The 19,421-nt window shown below is 38.1% G+C and carries 17 protein-coding genes; 6 read left to right on the top strand and 11 right to left on the bottom strand.

The genetic code is table 11. The features are described 5' to 3' along the window. Positions 1–133: 133 nt before the first annotated feature. The 6 genes from AABB81_RS02230 (at position 134) to AABB81_RS02205 (ending at position 5,277) form a co-directional block, all read left to right on the top strand. Positions 134–790: a TetR family transcriptional regulator C-terminal domain-containing protein gene (locus tag AABB81_RS02230; protein WP_342158305.1), complete on the top strand. Its 657-nt coding sequence runs from the start codon at positions 134–136 to the stop codon at positions 788–790. Continuing rightward, positions 790–2,103 (top strand): ABC1 kinase family protein, encoded by a 1,314-nt coding sequence (locus tag AABB81_RS02225; RefSeq protein ID WP_342158303.1) that lies wholly within the window; start codon positions 790–792, stop codon positions 2,101–2,103. The genes AABB81_RS02230 and AABB81_RS02225 overlap by 1 nt, the downstream gene beginning before the upstream one ends. Then, complete coding sequence (locus tag AABB81_RS02220) at positions 2,100–2,756, top strand: flavin reductase family protein (RefSeq protein ID WP_342158301.1); 657 nt, start codon at positions 2,100–2,102, stop codon at positions 2,754–2,756. The genes AABB81_RS02225 and AABB81_RS02220 overlap by 4 nt, the downstream gene beginning before the upstream one ends. A 46-nt stretch (positions 2,757–2,802) precedes the next feature. Beyond that, a complete protein-coding gene (gene folE, locus AABB81_RS02215; protein WP_342158300.1) occupies positions 2,803–3,501 on the top strand; it encodes a GTP cyclohydrolase I FolE in 699 nt (232 codons plus the stop codon). A gap of 54 nt (positions 3,502–3,555) precedes the next feature. Continuing rightward, positions 3,556–4,239, top strand: a complete 684-nt coding sequence (locus AABB81_RS02210; protein WP_342158298.1) for an SDR family NAD(P)-dependent oxidoreductase — start codon at positions 3,556–3,558, stop codon at positions 4,237–4,239. Between the two features lie 171 nt (positions 4,240–4,410). Next, positions 4,411–5,277, top strand: coding sequence for a carboxypeptidase-like regulatory domain-containing protein (locus AABB81_RS02205; RefSeq protein WP_342158297.1), 867 nt, complete (start codon positions 4,411–4,413; stop codon positions 5,275–5,277). A 52-nt stretch (positions 5,278–5,329) separates the two neighbouring features. Here AABB81_RS02205 and AABB81_RS02200 read toward each other — a convergent pair whose 3' ends face one another. The 11 genes from AABB81_RS02200 to AABB81_RS02150 form a co-directional block, all read right to left on the bottom strand. Beyond that, on the bottom strand, positions 5,330–6,160 hold the full coding sequence (locus AABB81_RS02200; RefSeq protein WP_342158296.1) for a prohibitin family protein: 831 nt from the start codon (positions 6,158–6,160) through the stop codon (positions 5,330–5,332). Between the two features lie 41 nt (positions 6,161–6,201). Continuing rightward, positions 6,202–8,214: a hypothetical protein gene (locus AABB81_RS02195; RefSeq protein ID WP_342158295.1), complete on the bottom strand. Its 2,013-nt coding sequence runs from the start codon at positions 8,212–8,214 to the stop codon at positions 6,202–6,204. A 132-nt stretch (positions 8,215–8,346) separates the two neighbouring features. Beyond that, entirely contained in the window at positions 8,347–9,093 is a 747-nt protein-coding gene (fabG, locus tag AABB81_RS02190) for a 3-oxoacyl-[acyl-carrier-protein] reductase (protein ID WP_342158293.1), read from the bottom strand. Positions 9,094–9,231: 138 nt separating this feature from the next. Next, a complete protein-coding gene (locus AABB81_RS02185; RefSeq protein WP_342158292.1) occupies positions 9,232–12,201 on the bottom strand; it encodes a M16 family metallopeptidase in 2,970 nt (989 codons plus the stop codon). Positions 12,202–12,351: 150 nt separating this feature from the next. Continuing rightward, on the bottom strand, positions 12,352–13,224 hold the full coding sequence (gene sucD, locus AABB81_RS02180; protein ID WP_342158291.1) for a succinate--CoA ligase subunit alpha: 873 nt from the start codon (positions 13,222–13,224) through the stop codon (positions 12,352–12,354). Positions 13,225–13,309: 85 nt separating this feature from the next. Further along, on the bottom strand, positions 13,310–14,242 hold the full coding sequence (locus AABB81_RS02175) for a UDP-3-O-(3-hydroxymyristoyl)glucosamine N-acyltransferase (RefSeq protein WP_342158290.1): 933 nt from the start codon (positions 14,240–14,242) through the stop codon (positions 13,310–13,312). 5 nt (positions 14,243–14,247) lie between these two features. Next, positions 14,248–14,814 (bottom strand): elongation factor P, encoded by a 567-nt coding sequence (gene efp / locus AABB81_RS02170; protein ID WP_342158289.1) that lies wholly within the window; start codon positions 14,812–14,814, stop codon positions 14,248–14,250. A gap of 11 nt (positions 14,815–14,825) precedes the next feature. Next, the gene (lpxA, locus tag AABB81_RS02165) at positions 14,826–15,611 is read right to left on the bottom strand and encodes an acyl-ACP--UDP-N-acetylglucosamine O-acyltransferase (protein ID WP_342158288.1); all 786 of its coding nucleotides are present in this window, start codon (positions 15,609–15,611) and stop codon (positions 14,826–14,828) included. Positions 15,612–15,628: 17 nt separating this feature from the next. Next, a complete protein-coding gene (locus AABB81_RS02160; RefSeq protein ID WP_342159631.1) occupies positions 15,629–17,029 on the bottom strand; it encodes a bifunctional UDP-3-O-[3-hydroxymyristoyl] N-acetylglucosamine deacetylase/3-hydroxyacyl-ACP dehydratase in 1,401 nt (466 codons plus the stop codon). Continuing rightward, positions 17,026–18,063, bottom strand: a complete 1,038-nt coding sequence (gene lpxD, locus AABB81_RS02155) for a UDP-3-O-(3-hydroxymyristoyl)glucosamine N-acyltransferase (protein WP_342158286.1) — start codon at positions 18,061–18,063, stop codon at positions 17,026–17,028. The genes AABB81_RS02160 and lpxD overlap by 4 nt, the downstream gene beginning before the upstream one ends. Positions 18,064–18,127: 64 nt before the next feature. Then, on the bottom strand, positions 18,128–19,348 hold the full coding sequence (locus AABB81_RS02150; RefSeq protein ID WP_342158283.1) for an HD domain-containing protein: 1,221 nt from the start codon (positions 19,346–19,348) through the stop codon (positions 18,128–18,130). Between the last annotated feature and the right edge of the window lie 73 nt (positions 19,349–19,421).

Here is a 19,421-nt window from a genome sequence, read left to right as displayed (position 1 = left end):
TGGCTATGAAGCAAAAAATAATATCACTTTCTCGGGCTTAAATTTTGACCCAACAAATATTTTAACAAATATTTTTGTTTAACTTTTGTATTAAATAGTTAAACAATATGTATATTTACAAAAAATTTAAACCATGGCACGCAAGAAAAAAATTAGCAAAAAAGATATTTACTCATTTTATATGGATTATTATCTTGAAAATGGTGAGGCTCCAAAATCGGTCTACAAACTTTCAAAACTCTACAATTTTGATGAAACACATTTCTACGAGTTTTTTGGAAGTCTCAAAGCAGTTGAAAAATCGATATTCGAATCCTTTTTTGACCAGACCATTGAATTATTAGAGAAAAGCGAAGATTATTTAAACTTTGACGGAAGAAACAAATTACTGAGTTTTTATTATACATTTTTTGAAATTCTTACCGCAAACAGGAGTTTTGTATTAAGTATCTTGGAAAGAGACAAAAACAGTTCTCGATTTCTCAAAACAATTTCATCTGTTAAACCGGGCTATAACAAATTCATAAAGAGTCTGGAAATTGAAAAGCTAGACTTGAAAGAAGCACGGATTGAAAAATTTATCGACAAATCTTTGGAAGAAAGTCTCTGGGCACAATTCATTTTATGCCTTAAGTTTTGGATGGATGACGATTCGGCTTCCTTGGAAAAGACCGATATTTTTATTGAAAAATCAATTAATACAGGATTTGACCTTCTCAATGTGAAACCCCTTAAAAGTATTCTTGATCTCGGAAAATTCCTATTTCATGAAAAAATAAATATGAACTAATGAATAGTATAGACAGAATTCCAGTATCAAAGGTCGAAAGAGCATCAAATTTAGTTCAAACAGGAGCCAAAGTCGGTGTAAATTATCTCAAATATTACGGCAGTAAACTTACGACAAACGAAGTGAAAGCCAGAGCTAAGTTAAATGAGGACAATGCTGAAGATATATATGACGGACTGAAAAAACTCAAGGGAAGTGCCCTTAAAGTTGCCCAAATGCTGAGTATGGAAAAGAGCATTATGCCCCAGGCTTATGTCGAAAAATTTTCTCTTTCCCAATTTTCGGTACCCCCCTTATCCCCTGCTCTTGTGCTTAGAACCTTTAAGAAATATTTTGGGAAGTCACCCCAGGAAGTTTTTGACCACTTTGATGCTCAATCGGTCAATGCGGCCAGCATAGGCCAGGTTCACAAGGCTTTTAAAAATGATAAAGAACTGGCTGTAAAAATTCAGTATCCGGGTGTAGCAAACAGTATAGGATCAGATCTTGCTCTGGTGAAACCGATAGCTATAAAAATGTTTAACATCAGGGGAAAAGACTCCGATAAATACTTTAAGGAGGTAGAGAATAAGTTGATGGAGGAAACCAACTACCATTTGGAAATCCAGCAATCTTTAGAGATGGTAGCCGCCTGCAGGCATATTCCAAATTTGTTGTTTCCCAACTATTACCCGGAGTTCTCTTCTGAAAAGATACTTACCATGGACTGGATGAAGGGAGAACATTTGTCAGAATATGTAGTACACGAGAATCAACAGGAAGATCTTAACAAATTGGGCCAGGCACTTTGGGATTTTTACATGTATCAAATTCATATCTTGAAAAAAGTACATGCAGACCCGCATCCCGGTAATTTTCTTGTTTCTGACAAAAGCCAATTAATAGCGCTCGACTTTGGTTGTATCAAAATTATTCCTGACAGTTTTTACAAACCGTATTTTGAACTGGCCACAACCGAGAATCTATCGAATCCTGTTTTATTTAAAGAAAAGTTATACGAATTAGAAATTCTTCTCCCTCAAGATTCTAAGGAGGAGGTCCTTTTTTTTACCGAAATGTTTCATGAACTTTTAAGCGTATTTACTGAGCCGTTTCAACAAGAGGTGTTTGACTTTTCCAATGGTAATTTCTTTAAAAAAATCAGCAGTTTAAGCGAGAAATACAGCAAAAACACCGAGCTGCGAAAAATGAATGGCAACAGGGGATCCAAGCACTTTATCTATATGAATCGCACCTTCTTTGGACTCTATAATCTTATGTTTGATCTCAAAGCCAAACAGGTGAATATCAATAATTTTAAGTCACTCAAATGAAATATTTTGACAAAGGATATATAGCAAGTCTTGAAAACTTGTACCGTATCAATCTTGTAAATTCGAGCTCAGGTTTTAAATCGGCTAATCTCATTGCGACCAAAGGCAAAAATGGTGTTAGCAATGTAGCTGTTTTTAGTTCTGTCATCCATTTAGGTTCTAATCCCCCTCTTTTGGGTTTTGTAATGAGGCCGACTACCGTTCCGCGTAATACTTATGAAAACATAAAAGCCACAGGGAGTTACACAATCAATCATGTACATGAACCAATCATTGAAGATGCACATCATTGCTCCGCTAAATACGATAGCTCAGTTTCAGAATTCTCCATGACAAACCTCGAAGAGGTATATGATCATGCCTGTCCTGCCCCTTTTGTCAAAGGAGCTCCTGTCCAGTTGCATATGGAGTTCAGAGAAGAGCATCATTTTAAGATCAACGATACCATTATGATTATTGGTGAAATCATTGGGATGTATGTAAAAAATGAACTTCTGGGAGAAGATGGATTTATTGATCTTTCGCAAGGAAATATTTGTGCGATTAACGGTTTGGACGGCTATACAACGCCGAAATTAAAAGCAAGATTACCTTATCAACGACCCAGAAAAGAAAATTCAATAAACAAAGAATTCAATTTATCAAAAACTTAATATACCGCAATGCTTTGCTCAAAGACAGCATTAAAAAAAGATCCTTATGAAAACAAATGAAAATGTACTTATCAATGGCATCAAAACAAATAACGTGATATTAAACCATGATGATATAGGAGATAACCATATGCTTACGGGTATGGATACACCTATGAAATCCACTGCTTTTCTAATCAGTGACGAAGAAAAAAGAGAGAGAATTGCCTTTCACTTCACTGAAATCATGGATACACTGGGCTTAGATTTAAATGACGATTCTTTAAAAGGAACCCCTGAAAGGGTTGCTAAAATGTATATTGAAGAAATCTTCTCTGGCCTTGACCCAAAAAACAAACCAGAGATTGCGCTTTTTGAAAATAAATATCAATATGAACAAATGCTGGTTGAAAAGAATATTTCATTCTATTCAAATTGTGAGCATCATTTTGTGCCCATTATAGGAAAGGCGCATATTGCCTATATCTCTTCGGGTAAAGTAATAGGGCTTTCAAAATTGAACAGGGTTGTGCAATACTTTGCAAAACGGCCCCAGGTACAGGAAAGGTTGACCAACCAAATTGCCAGGGAACTGCAAAAAGTACTGAAAACCGAAGATGTTGCCGTGATCATCGACGCAAAACACCTATGTGTTTCTTCAAGAGGAATTAAAGATGATACTTCCACTACCGTAACGGCATATTATGGAGGTGTATTTAATACACATGAAAAGATTGTGGAATTACAAAATTTCATTAACAATTGATTAAATATAAATTAGTACTCATATAATGAGGTCTATTAACTTATTAGGAAGATTATGAAAAAAGTTCTTATTGTTGGAGGTAGTAAAGGAATTGGGAGAGCCGTCATGAGCAAGATGCATTCATCCCATAGGATCATAAATATCAGTAGGACTAAACCGACTGATCTCCCGGATAGTGTTGAACACTATTCTTGTGATGTTCTCGTAGATGAACTTCCTGATCTTGAAGCGTTGGATGCCTTAATTTACTGCCCGGGCAGTATCAATCTGAAACCTATCGGGAGGTTATCAGAATCTGATTTTAAAAATGATTTTGACATCAATGTCCTTGGGGCAGTCCGTGTGATTCAACATTATTTAAAAACCTTAAAATCCGGAGTTGATCCTTCGGTATTGATGTTTAGTTCTGTTGCTGTTAAAATGGGGATGCCCTTTCACTCCAGTATTGCCGTTTCAAAAGCGGGCGTTGAAGCTTTAATCCGATCCCTGGGAGCTGAATTGGCACCCGTGATTCGCTTTAATGCTATTGCTCCTACCATTACGGACACAGGTCTTGCCGATAAATTGTTGAGAAATGATACCATGAAAGAGAAAATGCGCGAAAGACATCCTATGAAATCCTATTTGCAGCCCGATGATGTGGCAGAAATGGCTGAATTCCTAATTTCGGAAAAAAGTAAACGGATATCAGGGCAGGTTATCGAATTGGATTGCGGTATCGTTAGTTTTAAGTTATGATCCCATCCTGTTGATTTCATCAAATTTCGTAAACCTGTTTATTTTATGATCTTTTATCCGGACGGGTTCAATCAAAGCTCATAGATTGGCTAAGCCAGCCATACATTTCGAAACATCCTATTTTTCACATTATTTTATAATAAAATAACTCAATATTTAGTATCATTGCCCATGCAAAAAATTGTATGTACGTTTTTTCTAATCTTTTTGGGCTATGCCGTAAATTCTCAGGAAATTACTGTGAAGCAGAGAGATACTGTGAGCAGGGATACGCCGATCATTTCAGACATCGATGAAAATGTACATTCTCTTAAAGGCCGCATCATAAGTATTACCGATAAGGAACCTTTACAAAGTGCTCATGTCGTTAACCTGAATTCGGTTGAAGGTACGATCACCAATTCAAATGGTCAGTTTGAAATTCCGGCAACTGCAAATGATACAATTTTTATCTCCTATATAGGCTTTCAATCGATAAAATTAAAGATCACAAATGACCTTTTAAAGGGCAACGAACTTGAAATTGCCATTCATGAAAAGGTTGTGAATATTGAAGAGGTCACCGTTAAATCTCATAAACTTATAGGTGTTTTGGTCGTTGATGCCAAAAATGTACCTCAGGATTCCTATAGTCGTATCCACATTAATGGTTTACCTCAGGCCTATGAAAGAGGAAATTCTTATAATAGAAATTACAATTCAGGATTGGGAGCGATTTTTAATCCAGTTGATTTCTGGTATAACAAATTTGGTAAGAAACCAAAGGAAATGGCCCGGCTTAGAAAATTAAAGGAAGGAGATCAGATGCGTGATATGATGGAACAGAAATACAGTCGCGAAATTATGATGGACTATCTCGATATGAGCCGGAAAGAATTAAACGACCTGCTGTCTGAATGCAATTATTCAAGTAGATTTATCGATAAGGCCAGTGACCTTCAAATTATTGAGGCTGTTATCGAATGTTATGAAAATTACAGAGCCCTGCAAAAAGGTCAGGTCAAAAAAGATATTATTCGCATTAACGATACCAATTAAAAAAGACCGGCAAAAAAACCGGCCTTTTCAATAGTATTCTATCTCAACTATCTTAATTATTTCCCAGGATCAACGGAAGTCCGTCTCCCCCTCCACCTACAACAATTACTTTCGTATTGGGTGATTCGGAAAGTTGAAGTGTTGCTTCGATTCCTTTGTCTTTCAGGATCCAGTCGTTAAGGGAGGCACTTAGAATTCTGTTCGCATCAGCCTTTCCTTGAGCCTCAATACGTTGCTTTTCAGCTTCTTTTCTTGCTTTTTGCAATCTGAATTCATATTCCAAAGATTCCTGCTCCTGACCAAGCTTTCTTTCAATAGCGTCTTTAATCGCACCAGGAAGGGTCACGTCTCTTACCAAAACATCATTAAGCTGAATATACTGATCTTCAACAATCTTCTGTGTTTCAATAAAGATCTCTTCCTGAATCGCATCTCTTTTTGAAGAATAAATCTGTTCAGGCGTATACCTGCCTACCACGCTTCTTGTCGCTGAACGCATTGCAGGTTTTAAAACTCTGTCTAAATAATTTGTTCCTTTCGTTTGATGAAGAAAACCCAATTCTGCAGTAATAGGCTGGTACCAGGCTGTTGCTTCTAATTGAATGTCTAATCCATTAGATGAAAGAACTTTCATTTTTTCAGTTAATTCCTGTTGTCTTGTTTCATATACGATTACAGTGTTCCAAGGAGCCACCAAGTGAAAACCTTCCCCTAAAGGCGGTTGATCAGTAACTACTCCTCCTCCAAATCTCTTCCATAAAACACCGGCCTCACCGGCATCTAGTGTTACAGTAGACTTTGAAATAAAAATCAATAAAATGATTCCGATAAAAACTATGGGCAATATCCCTTTTGGGAATTGAAATTGCGGTTGTTGTGCCATTTTTAAAAATTTATATTAAACTAATTATAAGGAATGTGTTCTCAGATCATACCCCTGTATTTACGGAGCAACCATTCCAAGCTCAAAGATAGGACAATTAGCCCTAAAAGCCACCTCCAATCAATCAAAGAAATCAAATTTGTACGCACCTTTTCTATTGTCCTGAATCTCGGGTTTTCAAGCAATTCCGATTTAAGGGCATCAAACTGGTCCTGGTAATACAATTTTCCCCCTGAATTTAATGCAAGCAAACTCAAATCCTCGACATTTGGCTCCTCAGATTCTTGTTCTATTGAAAAAGGAACAACCTCAAAAGAGCCACCCTTTTCAATATCCGAATCGAGATCTTTGACTTTAAAGGTATAAACGCCGTCTTTTAAGTTTTTCAATTGAACTTCATAAGCGTCGTTTTCTACGTAAAACGGAACACCTTTCAAACTGTCATTAAGTTCAAATACTAATGTTGAATTCAACGCTATTTTAAGATTGCTGTCATACTTCTTTGCCTGAATCCTGATGGGTTCCTTTTCGTGATAAACCGGTTTATAAAAAAGATCCAGGTCTTGCTCCCTGTTTGATAACTGCAAAAACTGAATAAGGCTGTTAAAAAACTGGTCAAACTTCTCAAAAGATCCGTCTGCTGAAAAACAATGGATTCGCCATTTCCAAATATTTTCACCGAACAACACAACACCTTTCGCTTCATTATGCCTATACGCAGCTAACAAGGGGCTGTTAGTTGCGATGTTATCAATTTTCTGGGTAAGGAGGAACCCGGGGTTCTGATTAAAACTTATCCTGCCCAGCTGCCCTTTTAAAGGAGGAAAAAATTCAAATCCGATATCTTCAATATAAAAAGCATTGAAATCATTTTCGAAAGCCGGAAAAAGATTCTCGGTCACTGCAGTCATTTCTTTATAAAACCCGATATGGGCATCGTTTAAAAAGTCCCAATCTGTTTGGCTTCCAGTGATAATAAACAAATTGCTTTGTTTCAGCTCAAGCTGTTCAATCAAACCTTTAAAACTTTTATCGGGCTGGTATAAAACATAAAGTGAGTAATCCTTCGAGACTGAATCCAATTCGCGAGGTTGCAGCAGTACAGCGCGGCGTTGTTTATTAGTCTCTATGCTTCGCTTTATCATTCCCAGGTCAGGATGCAAGACCTTGTAAACAATAGCGATTTCTGCCTGTTCATCGAGAATTTCAACACCAAAGCTCCTGCTGTTGTTTGTTAACTCCCTTTCTCCGTCAAAAGGAATCAAACGAGCTTTGAACAACTGCATTCCAACAGTATCAGCTGCCAAGTACAGTGATAACTTAATTGATTTTTTTTTCTCAGTAAAATTTACGTTGCTCCTATACAGTTCAACACCATTTCTTTCTATAATCAATGATGATTTTACGTCTTGGTTAACATTGGAATTCAAAAACAATTCAACGGGAAAATTATTCTCCAAAGTCGCATATGCATTAACATTAATCCTGCTGATCCCTATATCAGCCCGTGCAGTAGTGTCTCCAATCACTACCGGGAAAATCGGATTTTTAGATGACATATACGCATAATTGCTTCCATAGGTCTGATTGCCATCCGAAAGCAGTACTATTGCCGATAATCGGTCATCACTCAGCGAATTGATATCTTGAATCGCTTTAAACAGATTCGAATGATCACGATCAAATTGTAACAGGGTATCGGTTGAAATAGTTGCCCCAAAACTAAAATTACTAAGGTCAAATCGTTTATTGAGTTCCTTATCTTCTAAAAAAAGCTGTCTTACACTTCTTGAAATTTTGCTAAAGCCCGAATGACTGATGGAAGCTGAATTATCCACAGTCAAAAACAATTGCGGCTTTTGAAGCTCAATACGTTTTGATTCAAACTTTGGATTAATCAACAGCATTAAAATACCAAGAACACTGATCAGCCTTAAAAATGAAAAGGCCTTTGAATCTTTTGTAGGTTTTTGTCGGTAATAATATTGATAATATACCAAGATTACCGAAAATACCACGGCCATAAGACTTAATAACAAACCAGATGTATTCATTTATAAGAAAGGTTCTCGATTTATTTCACAAAAAAATATATGTAAATATACTTTATAATTTAGGGACTGGGGGATAAAAAAAGCAAACCCTTTGGGAGGCTTGCTTTCTTCTTTATATCATGTAAAAATTGCCTAGGTTAGCATTCCTCCATCCACATTAATGGTTTGTCCGGTAATATATGCCGACATATCAGAAGCCAGAAAGACACAGGCATTCGCCACGTCTTCAGGGGAACCACCACGCTTCAAAGGAATGGCCTTTCGCCATTCATCTACAGTATTCGGATCAAGTTTTGCGGTCATCTCGGTTTCTATAAAGCCCGGCGCAATAGCGTTACAGCGGATATTTCTGGAACCAAGTTCCAAGGCTACAGATTTGGTAAAACCAAGAATACCTGCCTTCGAGGCTGCATAATTTGACTGACCGGCATTCCCTTTGACACCAACTACGGAGCTCATGTTGATAATTGATCCTTGCCTTTGTTTCATCATGGGGCGAATCACTGCCTTTGTAAGGTTAAACACCGATTTTAAATTGACTTCTATGACCTTGTCGAAGTCCTCCTCAGAGATTCTCATCAGCAAATTATCCTTTGTAATTCCTGCATTATTGATCAATATTTCCAAACTTCCGAAATCGTTGAGCACTTCCTTGACCAATTCCTGAGCAGCATCAAAATCAGCAGCATTTGACTGGTATCCTTTTGCTTTTACGCCATAGGTCTCCAACTCCCTTTCAAGAGCTTTTGCAGCTTCAACAGAGGCATTGAATGTAAATGCTACATTAGCACCCTGCTTTGCAAATTCAATGGCAATACCATTACCGATACCACGTGATGCACCTGTAATCAAAGCTGTTCTATTTTCGAGTAACTTCATTTTGTTAAAATTTTTGTTTTTATGAATTCAAAGATAATAAATTCGAATTGGGAAATGTGATTTATGGCTTTCTGCTTAAAAATAAAAAAACCTCCCAGGATTTAAAACCCCGGGAGTTCTAAACAGGTACAGATAAATTTACTGCTTAACTGCTGTTTCTTTATAATTGAATAAATAATCCACATCCATTTCATGAACTTTTCCAAGTTTTTTCAATGCTTCCAGATCAAGGTCTTTTTTATTTCCAATGACTGATACTGAATAATCAATGCCCTTGACATTGCTGTCAAAAAAAGAACTTACGTCTTTCATCCCCATTTGCTGAATTTGTTGATACATATCCTCCCTAATATCATAGTCTATACCGCGCTTTAGCAGGCTCTCATAGGTCCAGAAAATATTGGATTTGGTGATACGTTGCGCCGAAATTTTCTTTAAAGCGGCCTCTTTGGCTGCCTCAAACTGAGCTTCTGCTTCAGGCATATCGTTCATTAATTCCAGCATGGCATCGACTGCTTCCGGAATTTTATTGGCCTGGGTTCCGATATAGGTCCAGATCAGATCGTGTTTTCCCTTTTCACTGGCCGTTTGATAACTGGCCTGAGCGGCATACGCCAGCGATTTGGACTCCCTGATTTCCTGCCAAATGATAGAGGACATTCCTGTTCCAAAATAGCTGTTAAAGACATTTGACATGGCCATTTTCTTAGGATCAAATTCATCCCCCCTGGCTATAAACAGCATTTCGGACTGCACCATGTCAAAGTCTACGAAATATACATTCTTTCCGGTAGCCAACTGCTCATATTCTATAGCGGGCGGGTATTCTTTCAACTCATTTGGAACCTTATGATGCTCGTTGAGTGCAGATTTTGCTTTATCCAGGTGTTTACCGTAGTAAAACACCCTGTGCTTATAATTGTTCAGATCCTTGATGATACCTACCAATTCAGAAGGATCCATAGTTGTCAGTTGGTCAACAGTAAATATATTTCTCAGCCTGGAATTTTCACCGTATTGTGCATAACTGCCTAAACCGTTCCATAGAATATTGTCTTTCTCTGTCTTTCCATCAGAGCGTGCCTTCAGGATACTCGAAACATATTTATCATATGCCTCCTGATCCACAACTGCATTTGACATGAGATGTTCTAGTAGCAAAAGGCCTTTATCCAAATTCTCTTCCAGTCCTGATAAAGAAACATAAGATCGGTCACTGCCTGTATTTACACTATACCTTATACCTAATTTGAAAAATTCCTTGGCCAAGGCTTCAGCAGTGTACTTATCAGTACCGAGAGATTCCAAATATCCGACAGCCAGGGTTAATTTTTTGTCATTGTCTTTACCCATGTCAAAAATTATATTCAAATTAAAAAGGTCGTTATTTTTATTTTTAATATGAGTAATTTCAATACCACTATCAAGATTTTCTCTTTTTATTGCCTCTTTAAAATCAACAAAGACCGGCTTTAATTCCTCGGATTCCTTGGCAATAAAATTTTGTAAAAATTCAGATTGCTCTTCTCTATTTATTTGAATCGGAGTAATATTGGGGTTTTTGACTTTTGCAATATTCTCATCAACTCCCTCTCTTTTATAGACGATGGTATAATTGTCTTTAAATAGTTCATTGGCATAAGCGACCAATTCGTCCTTTGATATCGCCGACAAGTCATCGAGAAACCTAACCTGATCATCCCAGTTCTTTCTGTGAATAAAAGCACTGTAATAAGAAGCAGCCAAAGCCGTTGGATTTTCATATTCCTTGATTTTACTTAATTTTAGATCATTGATCACAGCTTCTAACATCCAATCTTCAAATTCACCTTTTTTGATGATGTTGACCTGTTCTATGATAAGGTCCTTTAATTCATCCAGGGTTTGTCCTTCCTTTGGCCAGGCATCAAATGCTATTAATCCGTAGTCATTCAGCATATAGGTCCATGTCAAACAAGATTGGATTAATTTTTTTTGATTCAAATTCAAGTCTATAAGGCCAGCACTGTTGTTACTTAAGATCCTTTCAATTAATGCGATATATTTTGCGTCCTCACTGAGCAAACCCTTTGTTCTCCATCCAAATGAAATATTTTCACTTGTCGGACCATAAACCTCTCTTACTACAATTTCGGTTGCCGGCTCTTCTTTTGGTAATACAGGGTGCTCCACCTCTTTTCCTTCAAGTTTCCCGAAAGTTCCATCAACTTTTTTTATAGTTTCTTCATAGTCCAGATCACCTACCAAGACCAAAGCCATATTACTCGGTACATAATACTTATTAAAATAGTTCTGGATATGCAGCATGGAAGGATTCTTCAAGTGATTCGAAGTCCCAATTGTTGTTTGCTGACCATAAGGGTGAGTCGGATACAAACCATCCATTAAAGCATAAAATGTTTTTGCAGGGTCATTATCCAAACCTCTGTTGAATTCTTCATATACTGCTTCTAATTCGGTATGAAATAAGCGTAATACCAATTTCCTGAATTTTTCACTTTCAAGCTCTAGAAACTTGTCCAGTTCATTGGCAGGAATCTTATTATGATACACAGTTTCCTCATTTGAGGTATGTGCATTTGTTCCTGTTGCACCAAGCGACGATACCATTTTCTCATATTCATTGGCAATGGCATACCCCGATGCTATATAGGAGACACTGTCTATTTTACGGTAAATCCCCTCTTTAAGATCCGGATCTTCTTCGGCCCTGTGTTGCTCATAAAGATCTGAGATCTGGGAGATATATCCTTCTTCAGCTTCCCAGTTATTTGTGGCATATTTATCTGTCCCCTTAAAGAGCATATGTTCTAAATAATGTGCCAAACCCGTACTCTCCTTTGGATCATAACTTGAGCCTGCCCTAACGGCAACATAGGTTTGAATGGTGGGTGCATCGTTGTTTTGACTTAAATACACTTTTAAACCATTGTCAAGTGTATACAATCTCAATCCTGTCGGGTCATTGGTTACAGATTCGTAAGTATAACCATTTTTGTCCTGATGACTTTCAGCAACATACGATTCCTGCTTGGATTCCTTTTGGCAACCGACAAGAAATAAAACGCTTAAAGCGGATAAAAAGATGCGGTTTTTAACTGTTTTCATGGTGTGATTTTAAGGTAAGTAACTATCAAAAATATTAATTGTTTGAGTAAATACAGAGCTGGTTACATGAATTAAGAATTATTTAACATTGTAATAAAATCTAAAAAAAAACCTGTCTTTAAAGACAGGTTATTGATTTGTTGAAATCGTTTAGGAAAGCACGTCTAGCACCGTCTGGCCGATTTCTGCGGGAGATTCAACAACGTGAATCCCATTCTCCGCAAGTATTTTCATTTTAGCCTGCGCCGTATCATCCTTTCCTCCTACTATCGCTCCGGCATGGCCCATGGTCCTCCCGGCAGGGGCGGTTTGTCCGGCAATAAAACCTACCACAGGTTTCCTGTTTCCGTCAGCCTTGATCCATCGGGCTGCATCGGCCTCAAGTTGGCCTCCGATTTCTCCTATCATCACAATAGCCTCAGTTTCAGGATCGTTCATGAGCAATTGAACGGCTTCCTTTGTAGTGGTACCAATGATTGGATCTCCACCGATGCCAATGGCAGTTGTAATGCCCAAGCCTCTTCTTACCACCTGATCGGCAGCTTCATAGGTCAAGGTACCTGATTTGGAAACAATTCCTACTTTTCCTTTCTTAAACACAAAACCTGGCATGATACCCACTTTCGCTTCTCCGGGAGTAATTACCCCGGGGCAGTTTGGCCCGATCAGTCTGCAGTCTTTATGCTCTATATAGGCTTTTACTTTGACCATATCTGCTGTTGGAATTCCTTCAGTGATACAGATAATAACTTTAATTCCTCCTTCAGCTGCTTCCATAATGGCATCTGCAGCAAAGGCCGGTGGTACAAATATAATTGAAGTATCTGCACCTACTTCTTTAACCGCATCAGCAACTGTATTGAATACCGGTTTGTCCAAATGCAACTGGCCTCCTTTTCCTGGAGTTACACCTCCTACAACATTACTGCCATATTCAATCATTTGTCCTGCATGAAAAGTACCTTCACTACCGGTAAAACCCTGAACAATAATTTTCGAATCTTTATTAACTAAAACACTCATTGGTCTATTTTTTATGAATTTTAATATGTTAAGCCTGTATCAAACTGTGAGATACAAAAGTATAGTAATGGAACGATAAACCGTTCTATTTTTTTATTTTTTCCAGTAATTTCGGCAAGGATCGTATCAGAGACATTTCCCTGAATTTATCTCTTGCTTCAACAGCTGGCGTGCCAAAATAAGCTTTTCCGGGTGCAAGGTCCATCCCAACACCTGATTGAGCATATATTTCAACGCCTTTACCAATGGTCAAACCGCTTTTTATACCAACCTGTCCCCAGATAGTTACTTCGTCTTCAATAATATTACAACCGGCAATCCCCACTTGGGAGGCGATAAGGCATTTCTTGCCAATTAGTGTATCATGGGCTATTTGAACCTGGTTATCAATCTTTGTTCCCCATCCGATGGTAGTATCAGCAGTTACCCCTTTATCTATTGTACAGGCGGCTCCGATTTCCACGTGGTCTTCAATGACAACCCGCCCTACTGATTCCAATTTATCAAAACCCCTGGGCCTTTTTTGAAAATAAAAAGCATCCGATCCTAAAACAGTTCCGGCATGAATGATGACGTGATTTCCAATGACACAATGATCATAAATTGTCACATTCGGATGAATCACACAATGTTCTCCTATGGTAACATGATTGCCGATAAAAACATTTGGTTGTACTACAGTGGTTTTTCCTATAGTGGCTGACGCTGAAATACCTGATGACGCTCTTTCAAATGGTCTGAAATGTCGCGAGAGTTTGTTAAAATCAGAAAACGGATCCTTGGAAATAAGCAGTGCTTTTCCGTCAGGGCACTCAACTTCTTTGTTGATAAGGATGATCGTTGCAGCTGATTCGAGGGCTTTACCGTAATATTTAGGGTGGTCGACAAAAACGATATCTCCGGGTTTAACAACATGAATTTCATTCAGCCCTTCGACCGGAAAATCAGCGTCCCCAACAAAAGGTACCCCTATAATTTCTGCAATTTCCTCTAAACTGTGGGTGCGTGAAAATTTCATAAAAATTACTCTTTCACTCTTTCTACATAGGTTCCTTTCTCTGTATCGATCTTGATCTTATCCCCTTCATTGATAAACAAAGGAACATTGACCTTGGCACCGGTTTCTATTGTTGCTGGTTTAGTCGCATTCGTTGCTGTATTTCCCTTGACGCCCGGCTCTGTATGTGTAACTTCCAGGTATACATGCGAAGGCATTTCAACAGCCAGAGGGAATTCATCGGAGGTTCTGATAATAATGGTTACAATCTCGCCTTCCTTAAGCAATTCAGGTGTGTCCAAAGCCTCTCTTTGGAGCGTAATTTGATTGTAATCATCGGTATTCATAAAGTGATAGGTATCACCTTCAGGATAAAGGTATTGATATTTACGTGTCTCAACCCTTACCTCCTCGAGCTTATGCCCTGCCGAAAAAGTGTTGTCCAATATTTTTCCAGTGGTTAAACTCCTGAGTTTTGTTCTTACAAAAGCGGGTCCTTTCCCTGGCTTTACATGTAAAAATTCAATTACTTTATATGTATCATTATTAAAGACGATACAAAGGCCTTTTTTGATATCTGATGTGCTTGCCATGTTTAAATTTCTTAATAGTTGCTTGAATACCCTTTCATGATACCCCGTTGAGAATTATTGATAAAGGTAAGTACTTCATCTCGCTCGGGACTGGCGTTTAACTCCGCTTCAAGAATACGTGCGGCCTGTGTTGTATTATTATTTTGCTGGAAAAGTATACGGTAAATATTTTGAATCTCATTGATTTTTTCTGAACTAAATCCACGTCTTCTCAATCCAATTGAATTGATGCCTACATAAGATAAAGGCTCCTTGGCAGCCTTTACAAAAGGAGGAACGTCCTTTCGTACCAATGATCCTCCTGAGATCATAGCGTGTTTGCCAATATGAATGAATTGATGTATACCCGCCAATCCACCAATGATGGCATATTCTCCAATCTCAACATGTCCTGCAAGTGTCACTCCGTTTACGATGATTACATTTTCATGAATAATACAGTCATGTGCTACGTGCGCAGTGGCCATAATCAAACAATTATCGCCAATTTCTGTTTTTCCGTAAGCCTTGGTACCGCGATTGATGGTAGCACATTCCCTAATGGTTACATTATCTCCTATCGTGGTAAGTGAATCTTCACCTTCGTACTTTAGATCCTGGGGAATCGCCGAAATTACGGCTCCCGGGAAAATTCTGCAGTTCTTGCCAATTCTCGCCCCTTCCATGATTGTCACATTAGAGCCAATCCAGGTTCCTGATCCAATTGTTACGTTATTATGAATGGTAGAGAAAGGTTCTATTACCACATTTGTTGCAATTTTTGCCCCGGGATGAATATATGCTAATGGTTGATTCATGATTTTTGATTAAGCTATTATTGTTTTTCGGGATTCCTTGCTATCTGAGCCATTAATTCAGCTTCGACAACCAACTTGTTATTTGCGTATCCATAGGCCTGCATATGACAAATACCCCTTCTTATGGGCGCCATGAGTTCAGCTTTAAAGATAAGCGTATCACCGGGCAGCACTTTTTGCTTGAATTTTACATTGTTCATTTTCATGAAATAGGTAAGGTAATTTTCAGGATCAGGCACGGTACTTAAAACTAGAATACCCCCACATTGAGCCATGGCCTCTACCTGAAGCACCCCGGGCATGACGGGGGCATCCGGGAAATGTCCTATAAAGAACGATTCATTCATGGTGACATTTTTCATTCCTACCACATGCTGATCAGACAACTCAATAATACGGTCAATAAGCAAAAACGGGGGCCTGTGAGGCAAGAGCTTCATGATCTTATGGATATCCATCAAAGGCGGTTTACTCAGATCGTATTGCGGAACTTTATTTCTTTTTTCAATTTTGATCAATTTCATCATTTTTCTTGCAAAATGCGTATTGATCTTGTGGCCCGGTTTGGTGGCAATAACTTTTCCCTGGATTTTAGTCCCTATCAAAGCCAAATCACCAATAACATCTAAAAGCTTATGCCTTGCTGCCTCATTTGCCCAGTGAAGGTTCAGGTTGTCAAGAATTCCATTGGGTTTGACCTTAACCGAATCTTTTTTAAATGCCTTGCTTAATTTTTTCATTGTCTTTTCAGACAAAGGCTTATCCACATAAACAATGGCATTGTTCAGATCGCCTCCTTTGATCAGGTTGTTATCCAAGAGCATCTCTATTTCATGAAGAAAGCTAAAGGTTCTTGCATCGGCGATCTCCTTTTTGAAGTCACTTAGTTTTTCCAGCGTTGCATTTTGCGTACCAAGAATCTTGGTTCCAAAATCAACCATGGTTGTGACCTCATACTTATCAGACGGCATGATCATAATCTCACTTCCCGATTCCTCATCTTTATAAGAAATAATGTCTTTTACTTCATAGACATATCTCTCTGCATCCTGCTCAACAATACCTGCCTTTTCTAAAACCTCGACAAAATATTTTGAAGATCCATCCATAATTGGCGGTTCCGGAGCATTTATTTCAATAATAATATTATCAATATCCAATCCAACAACTGCAGCCAGAACATGTTCTGAAGTATTGATCACAACCCCATTTTTTTCAATATTGGTACCTCTTTGGGTATCCGTCACATAGCATGCGAGTGCTTCTATAGCGGGTTGTCCTTCAAGGTCAGTTCTTACAAAGGTAAATCCGGTATTTACACCGGACGGCTTAAAGGTTAAAGACACATCATTCCCCGTATGTAAACCGATTCCCTGCAAAGAAACCTCTTTTTCAATTGTCTTCTGGTTCATACTTATTCTTCAATTTTTTTTTTGCGTATTTGTTTTTCAAGTTCATCTAATCTCGAGCACAATTTGGGTAAATTTCTAAAGTGCACATAGGACTTGTTGAAATCCGTATACATCATTGCCGGACTTCCCTGTACGATCTCATTATCACCAATTGACTTTCCAATACCTGATTGAGCCTGAATTCTAACATTATTGCCAATACTGATATGACCCACAATACCTACCTGTCCGCCAATCATACACTCATTGCCTATTTTTGTAGACCCCGCTATTCCTGTCTGTGCAGCTATCACGGTGTTCTTGCCGATTTCCACGTTATGGGCTACATGTATCTGATTGTCGAGCTTTACTCCGGACCTGATAATCGTCGACCCAAGGGTTGCCCTGTCAATGGTTGTTCCAGAACCGATATCCACATTGTCTTCAATGATCACATTTCCAATCTGCGGAATTTTATTGTACCCTCCATTTTTATCAGGGGCAAAACCAAAACCGTCACTGCCTATGATACTCCCTGAATGAATGGTGCAATTATTTCCAATCTCGGTTTCTGAATAGATCTTTGCTCCCGAAAATATTGTCGTATCATCACCAATAATCACATTATCGCCAATAAACACATTCGGATAGATCTTGACACGGTTCCCAATACTCGCATTTTCACTGAGGTAACTAAAAGCTCCTATATAAATTTGTGTTCCAAGGGAAACTTTTTCATGAATAAAAACAGGATCTTCAATACCTGAGCGATCCAGTTGAATATTGTTGTAGTATTCCAGTAATGTAGAAAAGGCCATATAAGGATCCTCAACTTTGATCATGGTACTTGAAACTTCTTTTTCAGGGATAAAATTTTGGTCAACAATAACAACAGAGGCGTCTGTAATATAAAGCCAGGAATTATATTTGGGATTCGATAAAAAAGTCAGTGAGCCCTTCACTCCTTCTTCAATTTTCGAGAGCTTGGAAACTACTTCTTGAGGGTTCCCAAGAACTTCTCCATTTAGGATATCAGAGATCTGTTTAGCTGTAAATTTCAATCGTTAATTTTTTAAAATCAAATTGATGCTTGCAAAAATACTAAAATTTAGCAATCTTCCGGTATTATAATAATTTCTTTGGATAGCACAAGTAATACTTTCTTACTGTCATAGACAAAGCCTCAATACTCGAACTGTCGGAAGCCTTGATAATATCTTTTTGTTCTCCATTCTTATACATGATCTTGATCTGCTCTTTTTCCTGATCATAAGCCTTATTCTCAACCGTTCCGTGATAGACCACATAATCTAATTCTTTCGGATCAAGGTTCAGGGCATCTTTTACTTTGCTGCGTATTTTTTCAACATACCCGGGTTCAAAAGGATCATTTCGCATTTCGATCTTGGGCAACCTTCTGTTCACAATGGAATTACTCAAATAGGAAAGTATTTTGTCAGGATGGCTGACCCAACCTTTGAGCGCTGACATAACATCATAATCATCCAGTTGGCTGAAAGTAATCAGTTTTTCTTTGTTAAACGCAGTTTCATTTATTTTTTGTTCCAAAAATACATTCAAAGTACCACTGCATTCCAGTTTGTCCCCCTCAGTTAAAAGCTCTCTTGCCCTTTTAAGAATCTTTACCAAAACTCTTTCAGCAACGATTCCTGTTTTGTGTAAATAAACCTGCCAGTACATAAATCGCCTGGCCATAATAAACTTTTCAACAGAGTATATTCCTTTGAACTCCACTACCAATTCATCATTCCTCACATGCAGCATGGTGATCAGCCTTTCAACATTAATATTTCCTTCTGCCACCCCACTGTAAAAACTGTCTCTTTTAAGATAATCCAGGCGATCCATATCGAGTTGACCTGAAATCAATTGGTTCATGAACTTTCTATGGTATTCACCTTTAAACACTTTTATAGCCAGTTCAAGTGCTCCATTATATTCTTCGTTGAGCAGTTCCATAAACCTCAATGAAACTTTTTCGTGCCCCACACCTGTAATTAAACTGTGTTCAAGCGCATGTGAAAAGGGTCCATGGCCAATGTCATGCATCAAAATTGCCAGGTTCAGTGCCTCTTCTTCCTTGTCACTAATCTCAACATTTTTAAGACGCAGTGTTTCCACGGCCATTTGCATCAAATACGTGCACCCCAAAACATGATGAAACCTTGTATGGTGCGCACCCGGATATACCAGATAAGACAATCCCATTTGGGAAATTCTTCTTAATCTCTGAAAATAAGGATGTTCAATAATCTTATAAATTAATGGGTTTCTCACCGTGATAAAACCGTAAATAGGATCATTAAAAATTTTCAGTTTTTTCAAAATATTAACGTTGATTTTTGTATTTTTCAGAATTAATTGTCGTTCCTTGCGATACAATATTAAACGCAAAAAT

The sequence above is a fragment of the Lutimonas vermicola genome, from assembly GCF_038433205.1.
Taxonomy (GTDB): domain Bacteria; phylum Bacteroidota; class Bacteroidia; order Flavobacteriales; family Flavobacteriaceae; genus Lutimonas; species Lutimonas vermicola.
This window is presented reverse-complemented; position numbering and strand designations above follow the sequence as displayed.